Source organism: Nitrosomonas sp., from assembly GCF_040256045.1.
GTDB lineage: Bacteria > Pseudomonadota > Gammaproteobacteria > Burkholderiales > Nitrosomonadaceae > Nitrosomonas.
On the sequence record NZ_JBDZWD010000044.1, the window covers coordinates 1 to 21,531 of the forward strand.

19 protein-coding genes and 1 tRNA gene are annotated in these 21,531 nt (G+C 47.9%); 9 read left to right on the forward strand and 11 right to left on the reverse strand.

The window, feature by feature from the left end; genetic code table 11:
* Window positions 1-146 precede the first annotated feature (146 nt).
* From ABUL11_RS08580 to ABUL11_RS08595, 4 genes are read left to right on the forward strand one after another with little or no spacing between them, the layout of a single operon-like run.
* Window positions 147-908 (forward strand): glycosyltransferase family 2 protein, encoded by a 762-nt coding sequence (locus tag ABUL11_RS08580; RefSeq protein WP_350283447.1) that lies wholly within the window; start codon window positions 147-149, stop codon window positions 906-908.
* Between the two features lie 5 nt (window positions 909-913).
* Window positions 914-1,861 carry an NAD-dependent epimerase/dehydratase family protein gene (locus ABUL11_RS08585; RefSeq protein ID WP_350283448.1) on the forward strand — a complete coding sequence of 316 codons (948 nt, stop codon included), beginning with the start codon at window positions 914-916 and terminating at the stop codon, window positions 1,859-1,861.
* A gap of 13 nt (window positions 1,862-1,874) precedes the next feature.
* Window positions 1,875-2,483 carry a sugar transferase gene (locus tag ABUL11_RS08590; RefSeq protein WP_350283449.1) on the forward strand — a complete coding sequence of 203 codons (609 nt, stop codon included), beginning with the start codon at window positions 1,875-1,877 and terminating at the stop codon, window positions 2,481-2,483.
* Window positions 2,484-2,491: 8 nt separating this feature from the next.
* On the forward strand, window positions 2,492-4,459 hold the full coding sequence (locus ABUL11_RS08595) for a polysaccharide biosynthesis protein (RefSeq protein WP_350283450.1): 1,968 nt from the start codon (window positions 2,492-2,494) through the stop codon (window positions 4,457-4,459).
* Window positions 4,460-4,509: 50 nt separating this feature from the next.
* Here ABUL11_RS08595 and ABUL11_RS08600 read toward each other — a convergent pair whose 3' ends face one another.
* The 3 genes from ABUL11_RS08600 to rluD form a co-directional block, all read right to left on the reverse strand.
* Window positions 4,510-5,004, reverse strand: a complete 495-nt coding sequence (locus tag ABUL11_RS08600) for a DUF4124 domain-containing protein (protein ID WP_350283451.1) — start codon at window positions 5,002-5,004, stop codon at window positions 4,510-4,512.
* 155 nt (window positions 5,005-5,159) lie between these two features.
* A complete protein-coding gene (glnA, locus tag ABUL11_RS08605) occupies window positions 5,160-6,545 on the reverse strand; it encodes a type I glutamate--ammonia ligase (RefSeq protein ID WP_350283452.1) in 1,386 nt (461 codons plus the stop codon).
* Between the two features lie 239 nt (window positions 6,546-6,784).
* On the reverse strand, window positions 6,785-7,816 hold the full coding sequence (rluD, locus tag ABUL11_RS08610) for a 23S rRNA pseudouridine(1911/1915/1917) synthase RluD (RefSeq protein WP_350283453.1): 1,032 nt from the start codon (window positions 7,814-7,816) through the stop codon (window positions 6,785-6,787).
* Here rluD and ABUL11_RS08615 point away from each other — a divergent pair.
* The 3 genes from ABUL11_RS08615 (at window position 7,815) to ABUL11_RS08625 (ending at window position 9,862) form a co-directional block, all read left to right on the forward strand.
* Window positions 7,815-8,618: an outer membrane protein assembly factor BamD gene (locus ABUL11_RS08615; RefSeq protein ID WP_350283454.1), complete on the forward strand. Its 804-nt coding sequence runs from the start codon at window positions 7,815-7,817 to the stop codon at window positions 8,616-8,618. The genes rluD and ABUL11_RS08615 overlap by 2 nt on opposite strands.
* A 74-nt stretch (window positions 8,619-8,692) precedes the next feature.
* Window positions 8,693-8,768, forward strand: a tRNA-Arg gene (locus tag ABUL11_RS08620).
* 209 nt (window positions 8,769-8,977) lie between these two features.
* A complete protein-coding gene (locus tag ABUL11_RS08625; RefSeq protein ID WP_350283455.1) occupies window positions 8,978-9,862 on the forward strand; it encodes a recombination-associated protein RdgC in 885 nt (294 codons plus the stop codon).
* 25 nt (window positions 9,863-9,887) lie between these two features.
* Here ABUL11_RS08625 and ABUL11_RS08630 read toward each other — a convergent pair whose 3' ends face one another.
* From ABUL11_RS08630 to ABUL11_RS08645, 4 genes are all read right to left on the reverse strand, one after another.
* Window positions 9,888-10,517, reverse strand: coding sequence for a DUF1292 domain-containing protein (locus tag ABUL11_RS08630; protein WP_350283456.1), 630 nt, complete (start codon window positions 10,515-10,517; stop codon window positions 9,888-9,890).
* The gene (locus ABUL11_RS08635) at window positions 10,514-11,128 is read right to left on the reverse strand and encodes an SCO family protein (RefSeq protein ID WP_350283457.1); all 615 of its coding nucleotides are present in this window, start codon (window positions 11,126-11,128) and stop codon (window positions 10,514-10,516) included. Before ABUL11_RS08635 ends, ABUL11_RS08630 begins: the two co-directional genes overlap by 4 nt.
* A 118-nt stretch (window positions 11,129-11,246) precedes the next feature.
* Window positions 11,247-12,608, reverse strand: coding sequence for a YncE family protein (locus ABUL11_RS08640; RefSeq protein ID WP_350283458.1), 1,362 nt, complete (start codon window positions 12,606-12,608; stop codon window positions 11,247-11,249).
* Between the two features lie 717 nt (window positions 12,609-13,325).
* Entirely contained in the window at window positions 13,326-13,691 is a 366-nt protein-coding gene (locus ABUL11_RS08645; RefSeq protein ID WP_350283459.1) for a hypothetical protein, read from the reverse strand.
* Window positions 13,692-14,010: 319 nt separating this feature from the next.
* Here ABUL11_RS08645 and ABUL11_RS08650 point away from each other — a divergent pair, with 319 nt between their 5' ends.
* Complete coding sequence (locus ABUL11_RS08650; protein ID WP_350283460.1) at window positions 14,011-15,573, forward strand: amino acid permease; 1,563 nt, start codon at window positions 14,011-14,013, stop codon at window positions 15,571-15,573.
* 354 nt (window positions 15,574-15,927) lie between these two features.
* On the opposite strand, the gene ABUL11_RS08655 is transcribed toward ABUL11_RS08650, so the two are convergent.
* The 4 genes from ABUL11_RS08655 to ABUL11_RS08670 form a co-directional block, all read right to left on the reverse strand.
* A complete protein-coding gene (locus ABUL11_RS08655) occupies window positions 15,928-16,275 on the reverse strand; it encodes a hypothetical protein (RefSeq protein WP_350283461.1) in 348 nt (115 codons plus the stop codon).
* A 148-nt stretch (window positions 16,276-16,423) separates the two neighbouring features.
* Window positions 16,424-17,113 carry a response regulator gene (locus tag ABUL11_RS08660; protein ID WP_350283462.1) on the reverse strand — a complete coding sequence of 230 codons (690 nt, stop codon included), beginning with the start codon at window positions 17,111-17,113 and terminating at the stop codon, window positions 16,424-16,426.
* Window positions 17,110-18,546 (reverse strand): ATP-binding protein, encoded by a 1,437-nt coding sequence (locus ABUL11_RS08665; protein ID WP_350283463.1) that lies wholly within the window; start codon window positions 18,544-18,546, stop codon window positions 17,110-17,112. Before ABUL11_RS08665 ends, ABUL11_RS08660 begins: the two co-directional genes overlap by 4 nt.
* A gap of 548 nt (window positions 18,547-19,094) precedes the next feature.
* Window positions 19,095-19,880 (reverse strand): PEP-CTERM sorting domain-containing protein, encoded by a 786-nt coding sequence (locus ABUL11_RS08670; protein ID WP_350283464.1) that lies wholly within the window; start codon window positions 19,878-19,880, stop codon window positions 19,095-19,097.
* Between the two features lie 462 nt (window positions 19,881-20,342).
* Between ABUL11_RS08670 and ABUL11_RS08675 the strand changes: the two genes are divergently transcribed.
* Entirely contained in the window at window positions 20,343-21,347 is a 1,005-nt protein-coding gene (locus ABUL11_RS08675) for a class 1 fructose-bisphosphatase (protein WP_350283465.1), read from the forward strand.
* The last annotated feature ends 184 nt before the right edge of the window (window positions 21,348-21,531 follow it).

Here is a 21,531-nt window from a genome sequence, read left to right on the forward strand (position 1 = left end):
AAAGCGGCTATTTCTTTGTAACGTAACAAGTCAGAAAATATGCTGATTACTGCCAATCTGGATGAATTTTATCGACTCGTGGGACTGAGAGTGGAAAATGGGTTAGGGAGGTAAATTGCGTTGAGTATCTTTGAGAACGTTGTTACATGATTACTGTTTCTATTGTCAGTCATAGACAGTCAGCCCTGGTCGAGCAGCTACTTGCGGATTTGATCAGGTTCAACATATCCATGGTTACTGAGGTTCTGGTTACGCTCAATATCCCTGAAGATATTTCATTTACGCCCAGTGACTATCCTTATCCTGTCAGGATATTGAGAAACACCGAAGCTAAGGGGTTTGGTGCGAACCATAATGCAGCTTTCCGGCAGGCGGAAGGGGAATGGTTCTGCGTGATGAATCCCGATATTCGTTTGATTGATAATCCTTTTCCGATTCTGATCGAAGAGGGTGCGCATGATTCTGCAGGTGTGATCGCGCCGATGGTGGTTACGCCAGGTGGTATGATTGAGGATAGTGTGCGTCGTTTTCCTGTGACGGCATCTCTGGCAGCAAAACTGTTCGGGCATGGTGACGGCCGCTATCTCTTTAGTGCTGGCGATGAGAAATTTGCAGCAGATTGGGTAGCGGGGATGTTTATGCTGTTTCGTACCAGGGATTTTCGTGCAAGTGGGGGCTTTGATGAAGGTTTCTTTCTATATTACGAGGATGTCGATATTTGTGCACGTCTGTGGAAATTGGGGCGGTCAGTATTGGCATGTCCAAAGGCCAGAGTTATTCACGATGCACGGCGATCGAGCCGCCGGAATCTGCGCTACATGAAGTGGCATGCTTTGAGTCTGACTCGTTACTTCTGGAAACATTGGGGACGTTTGCCTCGGGCGCTGCCCAGGAGGCAGATGGAGTAGTTGAGATGAATATTCTGGTTACAGGTGCAAATGGCTTTGTCGGGCAGACGTTATGTCCGGCTCTGGAGAGAGCCGGTTTCCAGATTGTTCGGGTAGTGCGTATATCTACCAGGTATGAGGAAATTTCAGTAGGTGAGGTAGATGGAAAAACGAGCTGGGGCAGAGTGCTTAACACAGATATCGATAGTGTGATCCATTTGGCTGCCAAAGTACCGTTGACAGAGGAGGAGACAGAAGCAGCCGATTCATATCATCGAGTGAACACGCTGGGAACTGCCCGTCTGGCACGAGAATGTGCGGCAAGAGGTGTCAGGCGATTCATTTTCGTCAGCACTGCGAAAGTGCTGGGCGAAAGGTGTGATGAACCCTTTCGGGCTGATGATCCTGCTGTGCCGGGCAATGCTTATGCTATTTCCAAATGGGAGGCAGAGCAGTCGCTTCGGCAGATATCTGCCGAAACCGGGATGGAAATAGTTATCCTGCGACCGCCACTGATATATGGGCCTGGAGTGAGAGGTAATTTCCTGCGGTTGTTGCAGATGGTAGATCGAAGAATCCCACTACCTCTGGGAGCAATTCACAATCGACGCAGCCTGATTTACCTGGGGAATCTGGTGGATATCATTCGGCTTTGTCTGACACACCCTGATGCTGCCGGAAAAACATTCATGGTGAGCGATGGTGAGGATGTTTCCACCCCGGATCTGATCCGCCGGATTAGATCAGCATTGGAGCACGGAGGTTTTCTGCTACCCGTACCGGCAGGTTGGATGAAGCGGGCGGGTGATTTCTTGGGTAAGCGACCGGCAATCGATCGCCTAACGGGTTCGCTTTCAGTCGATAGTACGCCTGTACAGAATGAGCTGGGCTGGCTGCCGCCTTACAATATGCGGGCAGGCATAGCGCTGACGGCACAGTGGTACCGTCAGCATAAACTGGAAACGCGGTCGTAGTGTGGTGAGGCAGATGAGCAGCAAAACAGGAGGGAATCCGCTTTTCGTGAAACGGGAGGTAATGTTGCGTGCACTGGATATCGTGCTCGTAATTCCCGGCATTTTGGTTACCTTGCCACTTATGGTAGTTCTTTATGCAATCGGATTGTTTGATACGGGCTCCCCGCTGTTTCGGCAGATAAGGGTGGGCCGGCAGCAGCAACCATTTACTCTGGTCAAATTTCGTACCATGCAGCCTGGTACTGCTTCGGTGGCGACTCATCTGACTGATGCTTCTGCTGTTACTCCTTTTGGCAGTTTTCTGCGCAGAACCAAGCTGGATGAATTACCTCAGCTATGGAACGTACTCAAGGGGGAAATGAGTCTGGTCGGCCCCCGCCCGTGCCTGCCGAATCAGCATGAGTTGATCAGGGAACGGCAGCTTCGAGGTGTTTTCGGTATACGTCCTGGTATTACAGGGTTGGCGCAGGTTCAGGGGGTTGATATGTCCACTCCCGTTTTACTGGCGGAAATCGATGCACAGATGATTAAAACGTTATCGCCGGCATCCTGCCTCAGGTACATCATGCTGACGGCACTGGGGCGTGGCATAGGTGATCACGTAAGAAAAAAATCCGGGTAAGGAACATCATGTTGGAAAAATACCTTGCACAGCTTGCGTCTCCGCTTCTGGCCTTGCCTCGTACGGCAAAATGTACGGTTGTTCTTTCAGTCGATCTCAGTTTGTGCATTTTGACGGTCTGGCTGGGCTATTATCTGCGTCTGGGTGAATTCATCAGTTTTACCGAGCAGAGTTACTGGGCGACGGGTGCTGTCCAGGCTGCAACAGCTTCGGTCGTGCTGGCGCTACCTATTTTTATCGTAACCGGTCTTTATCGGGCCATTTTTCGATATAGTGGTTGGCCGGCGTTGCTGGCTGTGGCACGTGCAATCGGTATTTATGGGCTCGCCTATGTATCTATATTTACGGTTGTCGGGTTGCCGGGTGTTCCTAGAACAGTCGGTATCATTCAACCGATTCTGCTCCTGTTGTTTACAGGTGCGTCTCGTGCAATGGCTCGTGTGTGGCTGGGAGGTCAATACCAGAACATTTTGAAGCATGCCTCCCGGCCCAAAGCCCTTATTTATGGTGTTGGACGGACAGGTCGTCAGCTGGCTTCGGTCATGACCAACAGTCCGGAAATACAGGTAGTGGGATTCTTGGATGATGATGATCGCCTGCACGGGCACGTGCTCAATGGTCTGCCTGTCTACAACCCGGGTGATCTGACCGGGCTGGTTCTGACACTGAATATTAGCGACGTACTGCTGGCAATGCCTGGCATTTCGCGTCGTCGCCGTAATGAAATCTTGAGTCAGATTCGCAGTGCGCGTGTTTCAGTGCGAACACTGCCCAGTATGGCAGATCTGATTCAGGGAAAAGTGAGTATTACAGATCTGCGTGAGCTGGATATTGACGATTTGCTTGGCCGTGAGCCGGTGATGCCCAATCATATCCTGCTGGCAAAGAATATTCTTGGCAAGGTAGTGTTGGTGACGGGAGCGGGCGGATCGATCGGCAGCGAGCTGTGTCGCCAAGTTCTTGCCGTGGGGCCCACCACGCTGCTGCTAATTGAGCAGAATGAATTTGCGCTTTATCTGATTCATCAGGAACTGGAGGAAAAGCTTGCCGGTCGTGAAGTCGTACTGGTACCTCTGCTGGCTTCGGTGCAGGATGAAGATCGGATGTGCGAGATCATGTCTACTTGGCATCCCGATACCGTTTATCACGCGGCGGCATATAAGCATGTACCGCTGGTGGAGCACAACCCGGCAGAAGGCATTAAGAACAACGTACTGGGTACACTCTGTCTTGCACAGGCGGCTGAGGAGAGTGGCGTGGCGGATTTCGTACTGATTAGTACGGACAAGGCGGTGCGGCCCACTAATATCATGGGTGCGAGCAAGCGTCTGGCCGAGATGGTGCTGCAGGCGCTTGCGGATAAGGGTTTCGCCACCCGGTTTTCCATAGTGCGTTTTGGCAATGTGCTGGGTTCTTCAGGCTCGGTAGTGCCACGCTTCCGCCAGCAGATCCGTGAAGGTGGTCCGATTACGCTGACTCACCCGGAAATTACCCGCTATTTCATGACCATTCCGGAAGCCGCTCAACTGGTCATTCAGGCGGGAGCCATGGCGAAGGGGGGGGGGGTATTCGTACTGGACATGGGGCAATCAGTCAAAATCATCGATCTGGCACACCGCATGATCGAGCTTTCCGGACTGAAGATCAAGGATGAGCAGAATCCGGAGGGAGATATCGAAATTGTAATCACCGGTTTGCGCCCGGGGGAAAAACTCTATGAAGAGCTGCTGATTGGTGATGACCTGGAATCGACATCACATCCGCGGATCATGAAAGCACGTGAGGAATTTATTCCCTGGGCGGATTTGGAAGGCAAGCTAAGCGCACTGGAAGTGGTGCTCAATGTGAACGATGTTGGTGTGATCCGGTTGATGATGGGACAACTCGTACCCGGTTATACACCTAGTCGGGATATCGTGGATTGGGTGCATCTCGCACAGAAAGCTGAAACTCGGGCACTGGGTTTGGGTAATTAAGTGCCTATTGCTGAGTTGCGGAGCCAGATTGTAGACAACCTGACCATGCATCAAAGATTGTTAAGTTCCATCTTGAGTGCTTCGATATTGCGTTCATGTGCAGCAGCCTGATTGCGCAGTTGCAGAATATCGAAACGATCTGACATAAAGTATGGGGGGCTCCGTAAATAGTTATCCGTTTTCTGCTGTGTCAGATCAATGGTTTTCAGGGCATCTTCCAACAGTCTGGTTTCGTTGGCAAGCTCTTGGGCAAGTATCTGCTGGCGTTTGTTGTCCCGTTGATTCTGCTGGAGCTTGCTGACTCTGGGGTAGTTGCCGGTAATGGCGACGGTGATAGGTTCGGCGCTGGCACCATTCTTGCGTGAAGAGATTACCGACCCTGGTTTGGGTGATCGGATTTGGCTGGTTTTTTTAGCGGGATCGTTGGTGAAAATGACGCGGCCGTGCTCATCTACCAGTTTATGGATATCGGAAGCCGTACAGGCAGTAGAAAGCCAGAGTGACAAAGTTCCAGCCAGTATAGTGGTATAACAAGCTTGTTTCATGAAAAACACTCCCGATTCTAAAATGGATGGTTTCAAATCGGAATTCCATGTTCCACGATGATGGGGATATGGAATTCCAATTCGGGATGTGTCAGATTTTAAGCTCGGCTGCCGGGTGGCAATCCGTGAATAAATGCGGATAAATGTCGCTTTTTTTACAGGCTGTAATACAGAGCAAATTCAACAGGGTGTGTCGTGGTACGCAATAAGGTCGCTTCTTCCGATTTGAGCTTGATAAAGGCATCGATCATATCGTTGGAAAATACGTTACCGCGTGTCAGGAATTCGCGATCGCTATCCAGGCTTTTCAGCGCTTCTTCCAGTGAAGCACATGTATTGGGAACCATGGAAGCTTCTTCCGGGGGAAGGTCATAAAGATTCTTGTCCATGGGATCGCCAGGATGGATTTTGTTTTGAATACCATCCAGTCCTGCCATCAGCAGAGCAGTAAAGGTGAGATAAGGGTTGGCACTGGGATCCGGAAAACGGATTTCGATGCGGCGCTGTTTCGGACTGCTGGCATAGGGAATACGAACGGCGGCTGACCGGTTGCTGGCGGAGTAAGCGATGTTGACCGGTGCTTCAAAACCGGCTACCAGCCTTTTATATGAGTTGGTACCGGGGTTGGCAAACGCATTCAGTGCTCTGGCGTGCCGGATGATACCACCAATGTAATACAGTGCAGTTTCTGACATGCCAGCATAGCCGTTGCCGGCAAACAGGTTTTTACCTTCTTTCCAGATCGATTGATGGACATGCATGCCGGAACCATTGTCACCGACGATTGGTTTAGGCATGAATGTCGCTGTTTTGCCATAGGAAACGGCGATATTGTGGATAACGTATTTCATCAGTTGATTCCAGTCAGCACGTTTCATCAAGCTGCTGAAGCGAGTGCCGATTTCGCATTGGCCGGCATTGGCGACTTCGTGATGATGAACCTCGACAGGAATGCCCAATTCGTCGAGTACTATGCACATGGCCGAGCGGATATCATGCAGGGAATCCACCGGTGGTACCGGCATATATCCTCCTTTGACTGCGGGCCGATAACCGTTATTACTTTTCTCATAGCGTTTTTTAGAGCTCCAGGCGGCTTCTTCCGATTCGATTTTGACGAAGCATCCGGACATGTCGGTGTGCCAGCGGACTGAATCGAAAATGAAAAATTCCAGCTCCGGTCCAAAGTAAGCGATATCACCGATACCGGTGGATTTCAGATAAGTCTCACCACGTTTGGCTAGTGAGCGTGGATCACGGTTGTATCCCTGCCCGTCAGCGGGGTCGATGACATCGCAGGTCAGCAGCAGTGTGGTTTCTTCCATGAAGGGATCTAGTGCGGCTGTTTCCGGGTCAGGCATGAGCAGCATGTCAGATGCATGAATATTTTTCCAGCCGGCAATCGAGGATCCATCGAATGCGTGACCATCTTCAAATTTATCGGCATCGAAGGTGTGTGCGGGGACCGTGACATGATGCTCTTTGCCGTTGGTGTCGGTGAAACGCAGATCAACGAATTTGACTTCATGATCTTGGATCATTTTTAAAACATCAGCTGCCACAGTTTTTCTCCAAAAGGTTTTTATTTACTCGGAAAACGGTTTGTATGAGTGCATGTGCCGACAGAGAAAAGCAGGCAGGCACGAAGGGTGACATTGTACCGTCGGGCTGACACCGAATAAATAGGCCAGCCATTTTATTTCAGGTATAAAACCATGGTTTATCTGCGTTTTGAGTGAAGTTTATGGGGAACAGTAAACAATTCCCTGTGGATGAGCGCTTATAGTGGATTGGAAACAGATTGAGACAGGTTGCGTATCGTCTTTAATAAACCGGACATGTCATCTGGCAGGGGAGATTCCCAAAGCATAGTTTGCCCGCTGTGAGGATGTGTCAGTCCGAGCTGCCAGGCATGCAACGCTTGTCTGGGCAGTTGTGCAACTGTACTTGCTATCGATGGAGCGAGGGATACTTTGCTGTATACCGGATCTCCCGCAAGCGGATGGCCGATAGACAGCAGATGCACACGAATCTGATGTGTGCGTCCGGTTTCTAGACTGCAGTGCAGCAAAGTGCTGGCAGTAAATTTTTCCAGCACCTGGTAATATGTGCGGGCCGGTTTGCCGTTCTGAACGACTGCCATACGGGTACGATGAACGGGATGTCTACCGATCGGCGCATCCACCACGCCATCTTTTTCGAGTTCACCTAGCACGAGCGCGAGATAGTGGCGTTTGACAGTACGTTGCTGCAATTGTCTGACCAGATCAAACTGTGCCTCGATCGTTTTGGCGACGACCAGCAGGCCGGTGGTATCCTTATCCAGTCGGTGAACGATGCCGGCGCGTGGCACTTGGCTGAGCTGCGGGGCATGATTGAGCAGTGCGTTCAGCAAGGTTCCGTGCCAGTTGCCGTTTCCCGGATGGACGACCAGGCCGGCAGGCTTATCGATAATAATCAGGTGGTCATCTTCGAATAGGATTCTGAGTGGAATCGCCTCTGCCTGATGGCTTTGATTGTTTTCAACCTGGCTGGCAAGCATCCGAACGGATTCTCCTCCCCATACCTTCTGTTTGCAGGTCGCTGTCAAGCCATCTACGCTGACATATTTTTGTTCGATCCATCCCTGTAATCGGCTGCGTGACCACTGGGGAAGCAATTTTGCCAAGGCCTGATCCAGACGCAGCCCTGCGAGATTATCGGGTACAGTCAGTTCAATGGTATTTTCGTTCTCTTGACTGCTGGCTGTGGATAAATTGGGCTTTGCGCTATAATTGCGCCCATCTTGCTCCTTAATGAGACGATTTATCATGTGGCGACAATTTTTGGTAGGGTGGTTGGTGATAATGCTGACCGCATGCGGCATCTTATCTGAGAAAACGGTTGATCAGAGTAAATGGTCTGCGAGCAAATTCTATGTCGAAGCTAAAAACGAACTCAACGAGGGTAATTATGCAGCTGCAGTCAAATTGTTCGAGTCACTGGAGGCTCGCTACCCCTATGGACGTTATGCTCAGCAGGCACAGCTCGAAATAGCCTACGCTTATTATAAGGATCAGGAACACGCTTCAGCCATTGCTGCGGCAGAACGGTTCATCCAGCTTTATCCTCATCATCAGAATATTGATTACGCCTATTATATCAAGGGCTTGGCAAGCTTCAACGATGACCAGGGCATATTGGGTTACATTACTCATAAGGTTATCAAGCAGGATATGAGTGAACGGGATGCCAAGGCTTCACGGGAGTCATTCGAAAGTTTGAAGCAACTGGTAACACGTTATCCGGACAGCAAATATGTGCCTGATGCGCTTCAGCGTATGGCGTACCTGGTCAATGCACTGGCAAGAGGCGAAATTTACGTCGCACAGTATTACATGAAGCGGAAAGCGTATGTGGCTGCCATTAAGCGCGCCCAGTTCATACTGGAGGAATATCCGCAGACACCCGCCACGGAAGATGCTTTGTATATTATGGCGGTAGCTTATGGTGAACTCGGTATGACCGATTTGCGTGAAGATGTGGAAAAGATCATCAAAAAAAATTTCCCGGAAAGTATTTATCTCACAGATTCCGGTGCAGTGAAAGAAAAATCCTGGTGGGAAATCTGGTAGCAGGCTGATTTTTCCTATTTCGGAAGCACTGCGGATTTCGTTCACCCGGTGTTTTGGCGTAAAATGCAGCCCCCGCCCTGGTAGCTCAGGGGATAGAGCAACCCCCTCCTAAGGGGTAGGTCGGACGTTCGATTCGTCTCCAGGGCGCCAAGAAATAGCTCCTCGGAATCTGCAGGATTGCTTATACCTGACAGTATTTGCAAAGACAGTTGGAGTTTGAATTATTTCGATATGCTGTTTTGCACAAAGACAGGAATTACCATCTTTGCGAGTTACGCAATCTTTAGCTGCGATCAATTCTTCTTTTATACCGCATTTTTACCTTCCGTTCTGATGGAATCTTCGATTGATACGAATATATGTGGTTTAGAAATTTACTGATTTACCGTCTTGCCGAGGAGGTGATTACTCCGGCCGAACTTGAAGCGTCTCTGGCAAAACAAGCCTTACAGGGGTGTTTAGGGCTGGAACCTCAAAGCCGGGGGTGGGTTCCGCCAGGGATTGCAGAGGCTGATCTGGTTTACAGCTACGGTCAGCAGATACTGATTGCGCTGGGAACCGAGAAAAAACTACTGCCTGCATCCGTCGTCAATCAGCTGGCTAAAGTGCGTGCTCAGGAAATGGAATTGCATCAGGGTTATGTGCCTGGCCGCAAACAAATGAAAGAAATCAAGGAAGCGGCTTATCGTGAGTTGTTATCACGTGCGTTCGCCATCCGGCAGCGGAGCCATGCATGGATCGATCCGGTAGATGGCTGGTTCATTGTTGAAGGCGCAAGTGCTTCCAAAGCAGATACCCTGATTGAGGCGTTCATCAAATCGACTGGTATCGGGCTGAAACGTATCAGGACAAATATGGTACCGACATCTGCTATGACGGCATGGCTTTCAGGCGATGATCCGCCTGCTATTTTCTCGGTCGATAGTGACAGTATTTTCCGCAGTCGTGAAGATAAAAAGGTTTCAGTGAGTTATGTCCGACAGTCGCCCGATCCACAGGAAATCACCCGGCATGTCCGGACGGGTAAGGAAGTCATCAGGCTGGCGATGACCTGGCGAGACAGAATCTCGTTCATTCTGGATGAGAATCTGCAGCTGAAGCGGCTGACTTTGCTCGATATTGACCGGGAACCGGCTGAAACAGCCGAAGAACAGTTTGACAGCAATTTTTTTCTGATGACGGAAGAACTGCGGCAGCTGTTGCCGGACCTGGTTGAGATATTAGGTGGAATGACAGCTGACTAGCATCCAGATGGTTTCATCATTATGGTCAGAGCCGCTGATTACTACTTTTGGGAGCACAGATTTTATTGAGCAATGTAATAGCAGAGAGTGGCTTTTCATTGTTGTGTGTTTTTCCCTTTCTTGCCCAATCGTATACTTTACTGATTTCCAGCGTATCCCCTTTGATCCTGGCTTGAACTGTATAAGCATCAAAACTGAAATTTGTATTGAAATCAATCCAGTCTAGCGGCACACTGAATTTTCCTCCCCGAAAAATGGAAGTGATATTAAAGTTTGTCAAGTGCGAATTTCCCTTGAATTTGCCAAGAATGAGGAGATCATCGTCATCGGGTTGAGGTAAGCGTTCATATACCAGCATCTGATTTTCTTTTTCCTTATTGATAGGCAAAAGAAGAACATAAGTTTTTCCATGTGTGATGTGAAGAAGCAGATAATCATGGTCGTTTCCCTGTATACGTTCTCCCCGTGTTTTAACTTGGAATACAAGATGGTGGTTGTCGGGCGAAATATCTGCCATTACACGTAAAATATCCAGTTCAGGTGCAATGGATTTATCCATAAAAGAAACAACTACCCGAGGATCCGGATTTATTCTCATGCCGGAAACAGATCCCGTGACCATGAGCAGTACTACTGCTATCAAAGCTCGGTTCATGATTTGAATAATCCCTTGTTATCTTTAAAGATTCTGGCTACATCGACAGCATCTTTCAATGCATCAAAAATTACCCTGATTTTCCCTGTCGGATCAATCAGGAACGCTGTAGTACTGTGATCAACCTGATAGTGGGTTTGATTACCTGCATTCTTTGTATAGAAGATAACCTCTACCTGAAAAGCATTTTTGAAATGCTCAAGCTCTTCCCCTTCAAAGCGTAAATAAGTAATGCCATCACCAAAGCCTTTTGTATAGCCGGATAAAATTTCTTCTGTATCCCTATCCGGGTCAACTGTGACAAAAACTCCATTGAGCTCGATCTGTTCATTGGCTGCTGCTTTAACCAGCATAGATAAATTAGCAAGCGACATCGGGCAGATATCTTTGCAGTGGGTGAAGCCAAAAACGACCAGCTTCCACTGATTGGCATTGGTTGTGTCCGTTTGTTCCAGGTGAGTAATCGTTTCTGCCTGTAACGGTACCGGATGGGATAATGTAATGGTTGCTGCTCTGATATCAGTTTGTATAAGAATAAGAAATACGGTGGTAATAATCTGGAAACAGGAGCTTCGTAAGCTTTTCAATTTCATGTTATCTATCTTCTTCATCAATTGTCCTGAACTGTTTTATATGCTGTATTTATATTTATTTTTAAACCGATCCATCCTGATTTCTATCTGATAATTTTCTGGATAAATGAGAACAGATCGGTTTCCTGAATTACAATTAGCGAAGACCGCCAGCAGTACAAATACCATGTGGTTTGGTCAGACCATCATTCGGTCCCCAGATTTTGACAACGGTATCTGTCTCAGTATCGATTTTGAGTACATAACCCGAAACCCAGCTTGCGACTATCAGATAACGGTTATCCGGTGTCGGGCTGATTGTATGAGCTACTGCATAGCCGGTGGGTAATTCCCGACCAGGTTTAAGCCTTTTCAGGAATCGTGGTTTGTAGCGATCGGTCAGATCAAATACAGAAATATATCCATCGTTGGCAAATGTGTAATCAAGCGAATCCTCTTCCGCAATATAGAGCTTGCCATTGACCACTGCGATGTCGGAGGGAGAGCGAAAAACACCTTTTCCATTTGCATGACTGGTATGGTCGAGAATTTTTGTTGCAGTTCCTTCCAAAGTATCAAGCAGCCATATACTGGGCGGGATAATTTGTTTGGTAGTAGCGGAAGTCAGTGAAGTTTTATCAAGCTGCATGGAAGCGGTCACAGCATATCGTTCATCCAGCCAATATACGAAATGGGTAAACGCTGCGTGTCGTTTTTCATCGCCCAGTCTGATCTGGCCAATCGTTTGCAGCTCGCCCGTTAGTCTATTGGGCTTGTAAACATCGATCACGCTGTTATCAAAGAAATATCCGGTTCCAAGGCCAATGGTTCCAGATTTATTAAACATGATACCGTGCGTTTGTTCCGTATAGCCGGGTATGGCAATAGGATCCACGCCACTTACGAGTTCGTTTGTTTTATGATTGATGACGCGTACCCTGTCCGAGGTAAGCTCGGTCATATAGATAAAGTCTGAGTAGGGCAAAATTGTGGGACCGTGTATCTGAGTTGTCCCTCTCCCTACTAACCAGTTAGGGACAGCTTGCACATTGTTGACGGGCTCAACAAACGGAAATTCTGTTGGTGTTCCCGGGTTATCTGCTGCTATTGCAGTTTCTACTGCAAGTGAGATTGTTCCTGTATCCCAGTTAATATCATTTACTTTCAGTATGATGATGTAAGCAGGATGCTCTGCCGTATTATCAGATGTAATAAAAATCTTATTTCCTTCTGGCAATACGAGAGTATGTTGTAATGGAACATTTCCTGGCCAGCCACTGAGGCTTGTCGGGTCAATAGTAATCAGTTTGTCATTTTCGTAGTTAAACAGATAGACCATTCCGGAGTGATAGTCTATTGCGGTTGCTATAGGTTGCAGATAATTGTTGTAAACGTCAGGATACTGATACGTCGGTAATGGTGCCGGACGATTATCTTTAGCAAAGATTGCTCCGGAAGATAATGAAAATGTACATATTGCTGCTAATGTGACTCCTCTGGCCCAGCTTCTTAGAATCATTTATAAGTTCCTTTCTATGCTATTTAAATAAATTCTCAAGTAATCGGATGATAAAAACCTGTTACTTAAGAACCCGTCAGGAAATATCTTCCTGATTTCAACGTACCTGTGATTGACTGCGTATCTGCTTCATCAATCGTGGGTGACAAACTGACAGATTATCCATATGGCATATCTGAGAAATTCGGATAGCACACTTTCCTAACCGGAGACGGAGTAACGGTACTCAAACTGGGTTTATTTAATAATTTTTCTGCTCTTGTATAAAAAACAGAGGGGTATCATTGGATATATGGCATCAAGTTTTTTGATAGCGTGTTGCTATTAGATGATATGGCGGTACTTGATTCTTAGATGTGGTGTATTTCACATACGATGCTGCTTTCCTTTTATAAAGGAGAATGGTTCATACCAAAGGAGAAAAGTTGTTTGATAGTTCAGTCCGATTGAACTACATCATAGAAATAAAATTCCCAGTATTCTGGACAGTAACCTGTAGTTGAAGTGATCAGTCTTGATCGATATGGGTCGGGAACCGGCTGAAGCAGCCGGAAAGTAATTTGACAGCAATTTTTCCGACGACGGAAGAACTGTGGTAACTGTTACCGGAGTTAGTGGAGGTGTTTGGCAGAATAGTCAGTGGATGAACAACGGCCTGCAATGGCCGATAGAAACGGGAGACCATTGCAGGCAGAGTGAGTATTGGATATTTTGTCGTTACTGTGCTGTACCTGATTGTTCCGGTTTTTTCTCCTGCATTTTTTGCTGATGTCTCTCGCGCCACTGTTCCTGCCGGCGCTGTTTCAGTTCCTGCAGTTTGGAATATTGCTCAGGTGTCAGAATGATCTTCAATTGAGACTGGGTTTCTTCGTGAATTGTCCTGAACTTCTCTCCATTCTGTTTGAAAAGTGTCTCAAGTTTGGATTTTTGATCATCGGTTAGTGATAGCTCTTTGCTCAACTGTTCTATTTTTTTCGCCTGATACTGTTCATGATCATGCTTGTGTTCCCCCGGGTTAGCGGTTACCGCTAAAGGAAATGCCAAAGCGAGAACGATACCGATACCGATAAGTTTTTTGTTCATGATGAACCTCCTGGTTGATTTTCAGAAACAGAACGGAACATTTTCCGCCCTTGATGAAAACTATACTTTGTCAATTTGCAAATACTTTGCAGAGATTGTGAAAAAAATGTGAAAGATACAAGAATATAATCTGATTCAAATATGTCCCCAGCGTTCAATTGATTGTCATATTGCCGAGCCCCAACATGCGGATAACCAGATTCGGGCGCAGGTATTTTTGTCCTGATTTCAGTCTTATGGTCATGGCATTTCTTGTACACTATCTCCCGCTAAACCCAGGAATATTGTAACCATCTGTTTTTATTGAAGGAGAGAGTTCATGATCTTCTGGCGCGTAAAATCGCTAGATGCCATTCTGGCTACAGCCGAAAAGAAAAGTCTTCACCGTTCTCTGGGTGTGTGGCAGTTAACGCTACTGGGAGTAGGGGCCATTATTGGCACAGGTATTTTTGTACTGACTGCTGAGGCAGCACAAAAAGCCGGTCCCGGTATGATGTTTGCTTTTGTCATTGCCGGTTTCGTTTGTGCAGTGGCCGCACTCTGCTATTCCGAGCTCTCTTCAATGGTGCCGGTATCCGGCTCTGCCTATACTTATTCCTATGCCGTGCTTGGTGAACTGATCGCATGGATGGTGGGATGGGCATTGATATTGGAATATTCCGTCGCAGCAGGGGCGGTGGCCGTAGGCTGGTCGGGCTATTTTGTCGGGTTGCTGAATAATTCCTCGCTTGGATTTGAAATCCCTTATGCTCTGGCAAACGGGCCGTTTGCCGGAGGGATCATCAATCTGCCCGCAGTTGTTATCTGCCTGTTGGTCGTAGGTCTGCTGATTATCGGCACGCGAGAAAGTGCCGTATTCAATGCCATCCTTGTTGCAGTCAAAATTATTGCTCTGACAATATTCATTGCGTTGGCATTGCCGGCTGCCGATATGAACCATTTCGATCCTTTTCTACCACTGGGAACCTCGGGTGTTGTTGCTGCTGCTGCTTCCATTTTTTTCGCATATGTTGGTTTTGATGCGGTATCAACCGCAGCGGAAGAAACAAAAGATCCGCAACGTAACCTTCCAATTGCTCTTATCAGTTCGTTACTGCTGTGTACATTGTTTTATTTACTGGTATCTGCCGGGGTGATCGGCGCAGTGGGTGCACAGCCACTGATCGATACAGCAGGGGAGGGGCTCGCCCCCGGTTCCAGGGAAATGGCTGCGCAGTGCAAACTACTCGCGGCTGCAGGACAGCAACCGGTAGTCTGCTCGCATGAAGCATTGGCACATGTATTGCGTGAAATAGGCTGGGAGAGAATTGGCAACCTGCTTGGCCTGGCTGCTTTCCTGGCGCTTCCCTCCGTGATTCTCATGATGCTGTTCGGGCAGACACGTATCTTTTTCGTTATGTCGCGTGATGGTTTGCTGCCGGAAGTATTGAGCCGCGTCCATCCACGCTTCAAAACTCCATATATCGTCACGCTGGTTACCGGCGTAGGCGTAACGGCAGCAGCAGCTTTCCTGCCAGTGGGCAAGCTTGCAAATATTTCCAATTCCGGAACATTGTTCGCTTTTCTGATCGTAGCATTGACGGTCATGATTCTGCGGGTCAGGGACAAAAATCGTCCCAGGCCTTTCAGGACGCCTGTGATCTGGTTAGTGGGGCCACTTGCCATTGGCGGTTGTTTGATTCTTTTTCTGTTTTTGCCAATGGATGCCAAACTGGTGTTTCCAATTTGGACTGGAATCGGTCTGATTTTTTATTTTCTTTACGGTTACCGGAGAAGTCATGTTCTGCTGGGTATTGATACACCTTCAGGTGGCGAGAACCTGATCGAACCGATCCGATCTCTTGCAGATCGCAGTGATGAAACCGAAGTAAAAATGAAATAGGCCATCTGCCTCATAGCAATGATCGCATTTTATGGCTATTGGCTACATTACTCATTCTCCCCGCCTCGAACATAGTTTGCGCGGATTCATGCAGAAAATCATATCTCTGCGATCGAGGCCGCTGCAATACTACAGCATGGACTGATCAGCCTCAATGGTGAATCAGTTTAGGGAGGCTATACACTGCAGGTACTGGATCAGTACTATTGCATATGTTGGGGTGCTATGTGATTACCGGTGACTGGCGTGCTGTGATTCTCCAGATTTCATTTTTATGCAACGCGTGATTTTGCTGCGACAACGCTCGTAGTCATTTTGAGCATTGCTGCAGCGGTGGTGGACAGAAGATTTTGATTATTGAGGTGGGTGCGATTTCTCCAGGTTCTTTGCCTGATATTTTTCGTGCCATTTCTCATGGGGGTGTTGTTTCATTTCCTGCACCCTGGAATATTGTTCTGCTGTCAGGATGGTTTGCAGTTGTGCTTGAGTTTCTTCATGAACTGTTTTTACTTTCTCTCTCTGCTGCCCAAATAGTGTTTCCAGCCGGGCTTTTTGATCATCGCTCAGTGACAGTTTTTGATTCAGTCGTTCTATTTTTCTGGCAAAGTGATGTTCGAAGTTACCTTTATGTTCCCCGGGAGTTGCGGCTGACGCCAGGGGAAAGATCAGAGCGAGCAGGATAGCGACAAATTGGGTATTCATTGATTCAATCCTCCTGGTTGGTGGTTTATCGAAAGAGTGCGATTTTCCGTCGCTCTCGAGAAGGACTGTACACAGTTAATGTGTAAACAATACGCAGCGATTATGGAAAAAATATGAAAGTTGAAGCGGTGGGTTCAGATCAGACTGGTCATTCCTCCGGCTCGATCGATTGCGGATCATAGCGATAGCCTGCGCCATAAACTGAGCAGATCACTTCTTTTCCCGGAATCAGTTCAGCAATCTTTTTCCTCAGCTTCTTGATGTGGCTGTCTATCGTTCTGTCTGAAACGATGCGCTGGTCGTGATAAATCAGATCCATCAGTCTGGCACGCGAGAAAATACGCCCCGGTTGTTGATATAACGTGTAGAGCAACTGAAATTCAACGGCAGTCAGCTCGATTTCACGCCCATCGTACTGAACCTTGAAACTTTGGGGGCAAAGCGTGAGCATCTGCTGTGCAGAGTTCGGGGTGGGCGGCTGCAGTCTGCGCAACACGGCCTTGACGCGCGCAACCATTTCTCTGGGACTGAAAGGCTTGCAGATATAATCATCTGCTCCCATTTCCAATCCCAGCAAGCGGTCGATTTCTTCGATCCGTGCGGTTACTATAATGATCGGTACCCGGCTGAAATTGCGAATATCACGACAGATATCGAGACCATCCCGCCCCGGTACCATTAGATCCAGCAGTACCAGTTCGATAGTATTCTCCTTCAGCCAGGGGATCACTTCCAGCCCCTGACTCAGGCAATGAGTCTGGAAACCGGCATGTTGCAGATAATCAGCTTCCAATCTGGCCAGCCTGGGTTCATCCTCGACGATCAGAATACGGCTCATGGCGTAATCGGCAGCTCGATACGTATCATCAAGCCGCCCAGGGTCGAATGGGATGCCGTCAGCGTTCCTTCATGTGCTCTGATGATATTACTGCAGATGGCCAACCCCAGACCGGCTCCTCCCAGATGCCGGTTGCGTGAATGATCGACACGATAGAAACGGTCGAACAGATGCGCGATATCCTGATCCGAGACACCAGGGCTGCTGTCCGCCAGTTCGATCACCAGCTTGTCTGCCAGCCGCTGAACCGTGATTCTCAGCTGTCCTCCCGCATCTGTATGGTTCAAGCTGTTGGTCAGCAGATTGCGGAATAATTGTGACAACCGGTCAGGGTCGGCATTGATCAGTACAGGTTTAAACAGCCGGTTGACCCATCTGATACTAATCTGCTTATGATTGAAATCGACTGTGAATGTCGCCAGATCTTCCCGCAGCAAGGGTATGGGGTCGAGCAGCACTTTCCGGTAACTCAACGCCCCCTGATCGGATAAAGCAAGCTGGTAAAGATCTTCTGTCAGACGATTGAGCCGCAGCACATCACCGGACAGGGATTCTATCGCTGCGGGAGTCAACGGGTGAACCCCATCTAGAATGGCTTCCAGCTCACCACGCAACACGGCCAGTGGTGTCCGCAATTCATGAGAAATATCGGCCATCCACCGTCTGCGACTTTGTTCTGCCTGTTCCAGTGCAGCCGCCGTATCATTGAAATTCAATGCCAGTTGGCCCATTTCATCCTTCGATATGACAGGTAGTCTGGCTTTGTAATCTCCTGTCGCCAACCTTTGTACCACCGCTGCGATCTGTTTGAGCGGACGACCGAGGTGATAGGCCATAAACCAGGCGATCAGTGCAGATAGCACCACCATGGACAATGCAATCCAGAAGAAAAAGTCAATTTGTTGTTCCATGAAGTAAATATCGCTGGCCTGACTGACCGGGTTTCCCGGCAGCAGGCCAAGAAACCCGACTGTCCGGTATTCATACTGAACAGGATGCAGGTTCAGTTGAGAAATCAATTCTTTCCGCCCGAACAGAATCGATTTATCTGCATCCAGCAGCATTACCTGTAACTCGAATGGAGACCATTTTCTTGTGGCTGTTTCTGGTGTTACCGCCGGCGGCCACTGCCGATCAGGCTCGTGCTGTATCTGCTCGATAATCCACTTTGGCGGACGATGCCGGTGCGGGCCGGCATGCCACAATAATGAGATCCAGTTTTGCTTGTTTCCGGCCAGTTCTCCCCAGCCACGGTGCTCAGCATAATGCTCCTCCAGCACATCGATGATTTTATCCAGCCGTTCCTGCTGTCTTTTCTCGATGAATTCGGTGAATCCTTTTTCCAGTGACCAGCGGGTAAAAAAATGCATCCCCATTACCACTATGAACGTAGTCAGCAGAAAGGCCAGGAATAATTTGACTCTGATTGACATGAATTTTGTTTTCTATTCTTATAGCTTGCTTTGATTTACTGGAGTACCCATGAGTTGCCTCAGTCATCCTGATTTTCAAGCTACATCATGTCTCTGGTATTCACAAATTAAGGGCTATGGAGGAATACCAGTCGTGTCACTTTCTCCTTTACGAGCCGGACAAATGACGCAACAATCCAGTAGTTCATGTAATTGTTGAACTGAAGAGAGTGGAAGTTATTGAAAACGGGACTTGTGTAACAACTATACCGTAAAATAATGACAGGACAAATAATGGGATTTGCTCAAGGCGAAGGCTGTGTTTGGGTTTGGGTTTGGGTTTGGGTTTGGTAGAGAAATAAGGATTCCCGTACAGGTAGGCAATTTGCCTATTTCCAGGAAGATATGGCTTGGCTGAGGAATGTTAAATTCTGGAGGTGGATGATTTAATCATCCACTGAATGGCGTATACCGATGATTCCGTATAGAAAGTAAATAAACCGCAGTGCGACGAGGGCAACTTATAGTTACCCTCGTCGCTGTACAACAGTTGCTATACCGTTACTTGATTAGCTGATTTTTCGGCGACGGGCAGTAGTCATGCCAAGCAGCCCCAGTCCCAGTATTGCCAGAGTTGCGGGCTCAGGTACATTGTTGGTGTCATCACCACCACCACCAGCGACACTGCCAAAACCATCCAGATAAACATAACCCCAATGGCCAGTAGGCTGACAGTCAGCGGCTATAAGGGATAGCATGAAATCATGTCCTTTTAGCGATTCACCGATATCAAGCGTCTCGATTTGCCAGTCTTTGGTGTAGTAATTACCACCACTGAATGAAAAACGAGTATCTACGCCACTACCACCAGAAGCAGCATTGTATTCCCGGGCGATTAACACGGTATTGTCAGTAAGATCAGTCAAGGTCAGCTGGAAGGTGGCGGCATTGTTGATACCGTGTGCACCTTCCAGAACGGCTTTCCATACAAAATTAATACTGTCCTCCGTGTAGTTGGTGACGATCTGCGTGATTGCAGAAGCATAGCCACCCGTATTGGTGTCTTCAATGCGTGCACTGTAATTACCACTGTACACGGTACTGCCCAGTGCGGCACCAACACGTGGATCAACGTAGCTGGTGCTAATGATTTGCGAACGCATAGTAGTAGTTTGGTTGGTAAATACCCAGTCTGGCGTTAAGTTGGTGTTATTGATACTGGCACGATAAGCGGAGTTCGAAACTGTCCAACCGCTGAAGTTACCGGTTTCAAAACCGCCATTGACGAACGGATCGGCGTGTGCAGCCGATACCAGCAGTGATGCTGTCAGAACCAGAGAAAACTTTATTTTCATATGAAACCTTTTATTATTTAAGTAATGATAGATAGGCAATTTCTGCCTGATAGAACTAAAGCATGAGATATGCCAGTTTCTCGTGGTTCTTATATGTATATGAAATTACGCTACTTCCTACTTCTTGCGTTGTGAAATGGCCAAAAAGAGTGGGCCTTGTGTAAATTCTTTTGACAACTTTTTGATATTTTCTGGAGGAGAGCTATCAGGAAGGTTTCTCAGAATTTCTGTGAGAAGGGTAAAACTCGGGTAGAGGGTTCCGACAAAATATAGTTTGTTAGAAAAAGTGTGGTGCGGCTCTATATTACTGATCAGTGGGAATTAATCAGGGGGATAGGAGCAGTGCAGCTGATTTGAAATAAAAGTGATCAGGAGAGGAGATCTGCTTCCTTTTTCACACGCTCGCTAGGGTTGCCAAACCAGTATAATTGACGCTTTTTTAATTTCTCGAGAGGAAAACTGATGCATACCGGTACTACCCTTACCCAGTTCATCATTGAAGAGCAGCGTCACATCGCGGGGGCGAGTGGTGATTTCACCGCATTGCTGAACGATATCGTGACTGCTATCAAGACTATTTCCAATGCGGTGAACAAGGGAGCGCTGATTGGTGTGATGGGGGCTCTGGACACGGAAAATGTTCAGGGTGAAACCCAAAAAAAGCTGGATGTGATTACCAATGAAATCATGATTCGCAACAATGAATGGGCTGGCCATCTTTCTGGTATGGCATCGGAGGAAATGGATGATGTCTATTCGATTCCATCCCCCTATCCACTCGGCAAATATTTACTGGTATTCGATCCGCTGGATGGTTCCAGTAATGTGGATCTCAATATTTCTGTCGGGACGATTTTTTCGATTTTGCGCTCGCCAGTGCCAAGCCGGGCTACCAGTATGGAAGATTTCCTGCAACCTGGTGTCAAACAGGTTTGTGCCGGTTATGCATTGTATGGTTCATCCACCATGCTGGTGCTGACCACTGGTCATGGTGTCAATGGTTTTACGCTGGATCGTGATATCGGTGAATTCGTGCTGACACATCCGAACATGAGGATTCCCGCCGATACCAGGGAATTTGCCATCAATGCATCCAATCAACGTTTCTGGGAAGCGCCGGTACAGCGCTATGTGGCGGAGTGTCTGGCAGGAAGTACCGGACCGCGCGGTCGTGATTTCAATATGCGTTGGGTGGCTTCGATGGTGGCAGAGGTACATCGTATCCTTACCCGTGGTGGTATTTTCATGTATCCGCGCGATACCAAAGATCCATCCAAACCTGGCAGACTGCGTCTAATGTACGAAGCCAATCCGATGAGTTTTATCGTTGAACAGGCTGGCGGGTTGTCAACGACTGGCTATGAGCGAATTTTGGATATCACGCCGCAAGATCTGCATCAGCGCGTACCGGTGATTCTGGGCTCGCAAAATGAGGTCGAGGTGGTTCTGGGATACCACAATGCCTGATGTCATCTGATTGACATTGGTTGAATTACTCGGGAGAGAGAAAAGTCTGCTCCCGGTTATGTGGCCGGGTGTAATCGATATCCGGCCCTTTAGGAATGATCCGGGTCGGATTGATAGTCGTGTGGCTATAGTAACCTGAGTTCGGGATAAGCCCTTAAGCTTTAGCCAGGCTGTTGACCCTGGT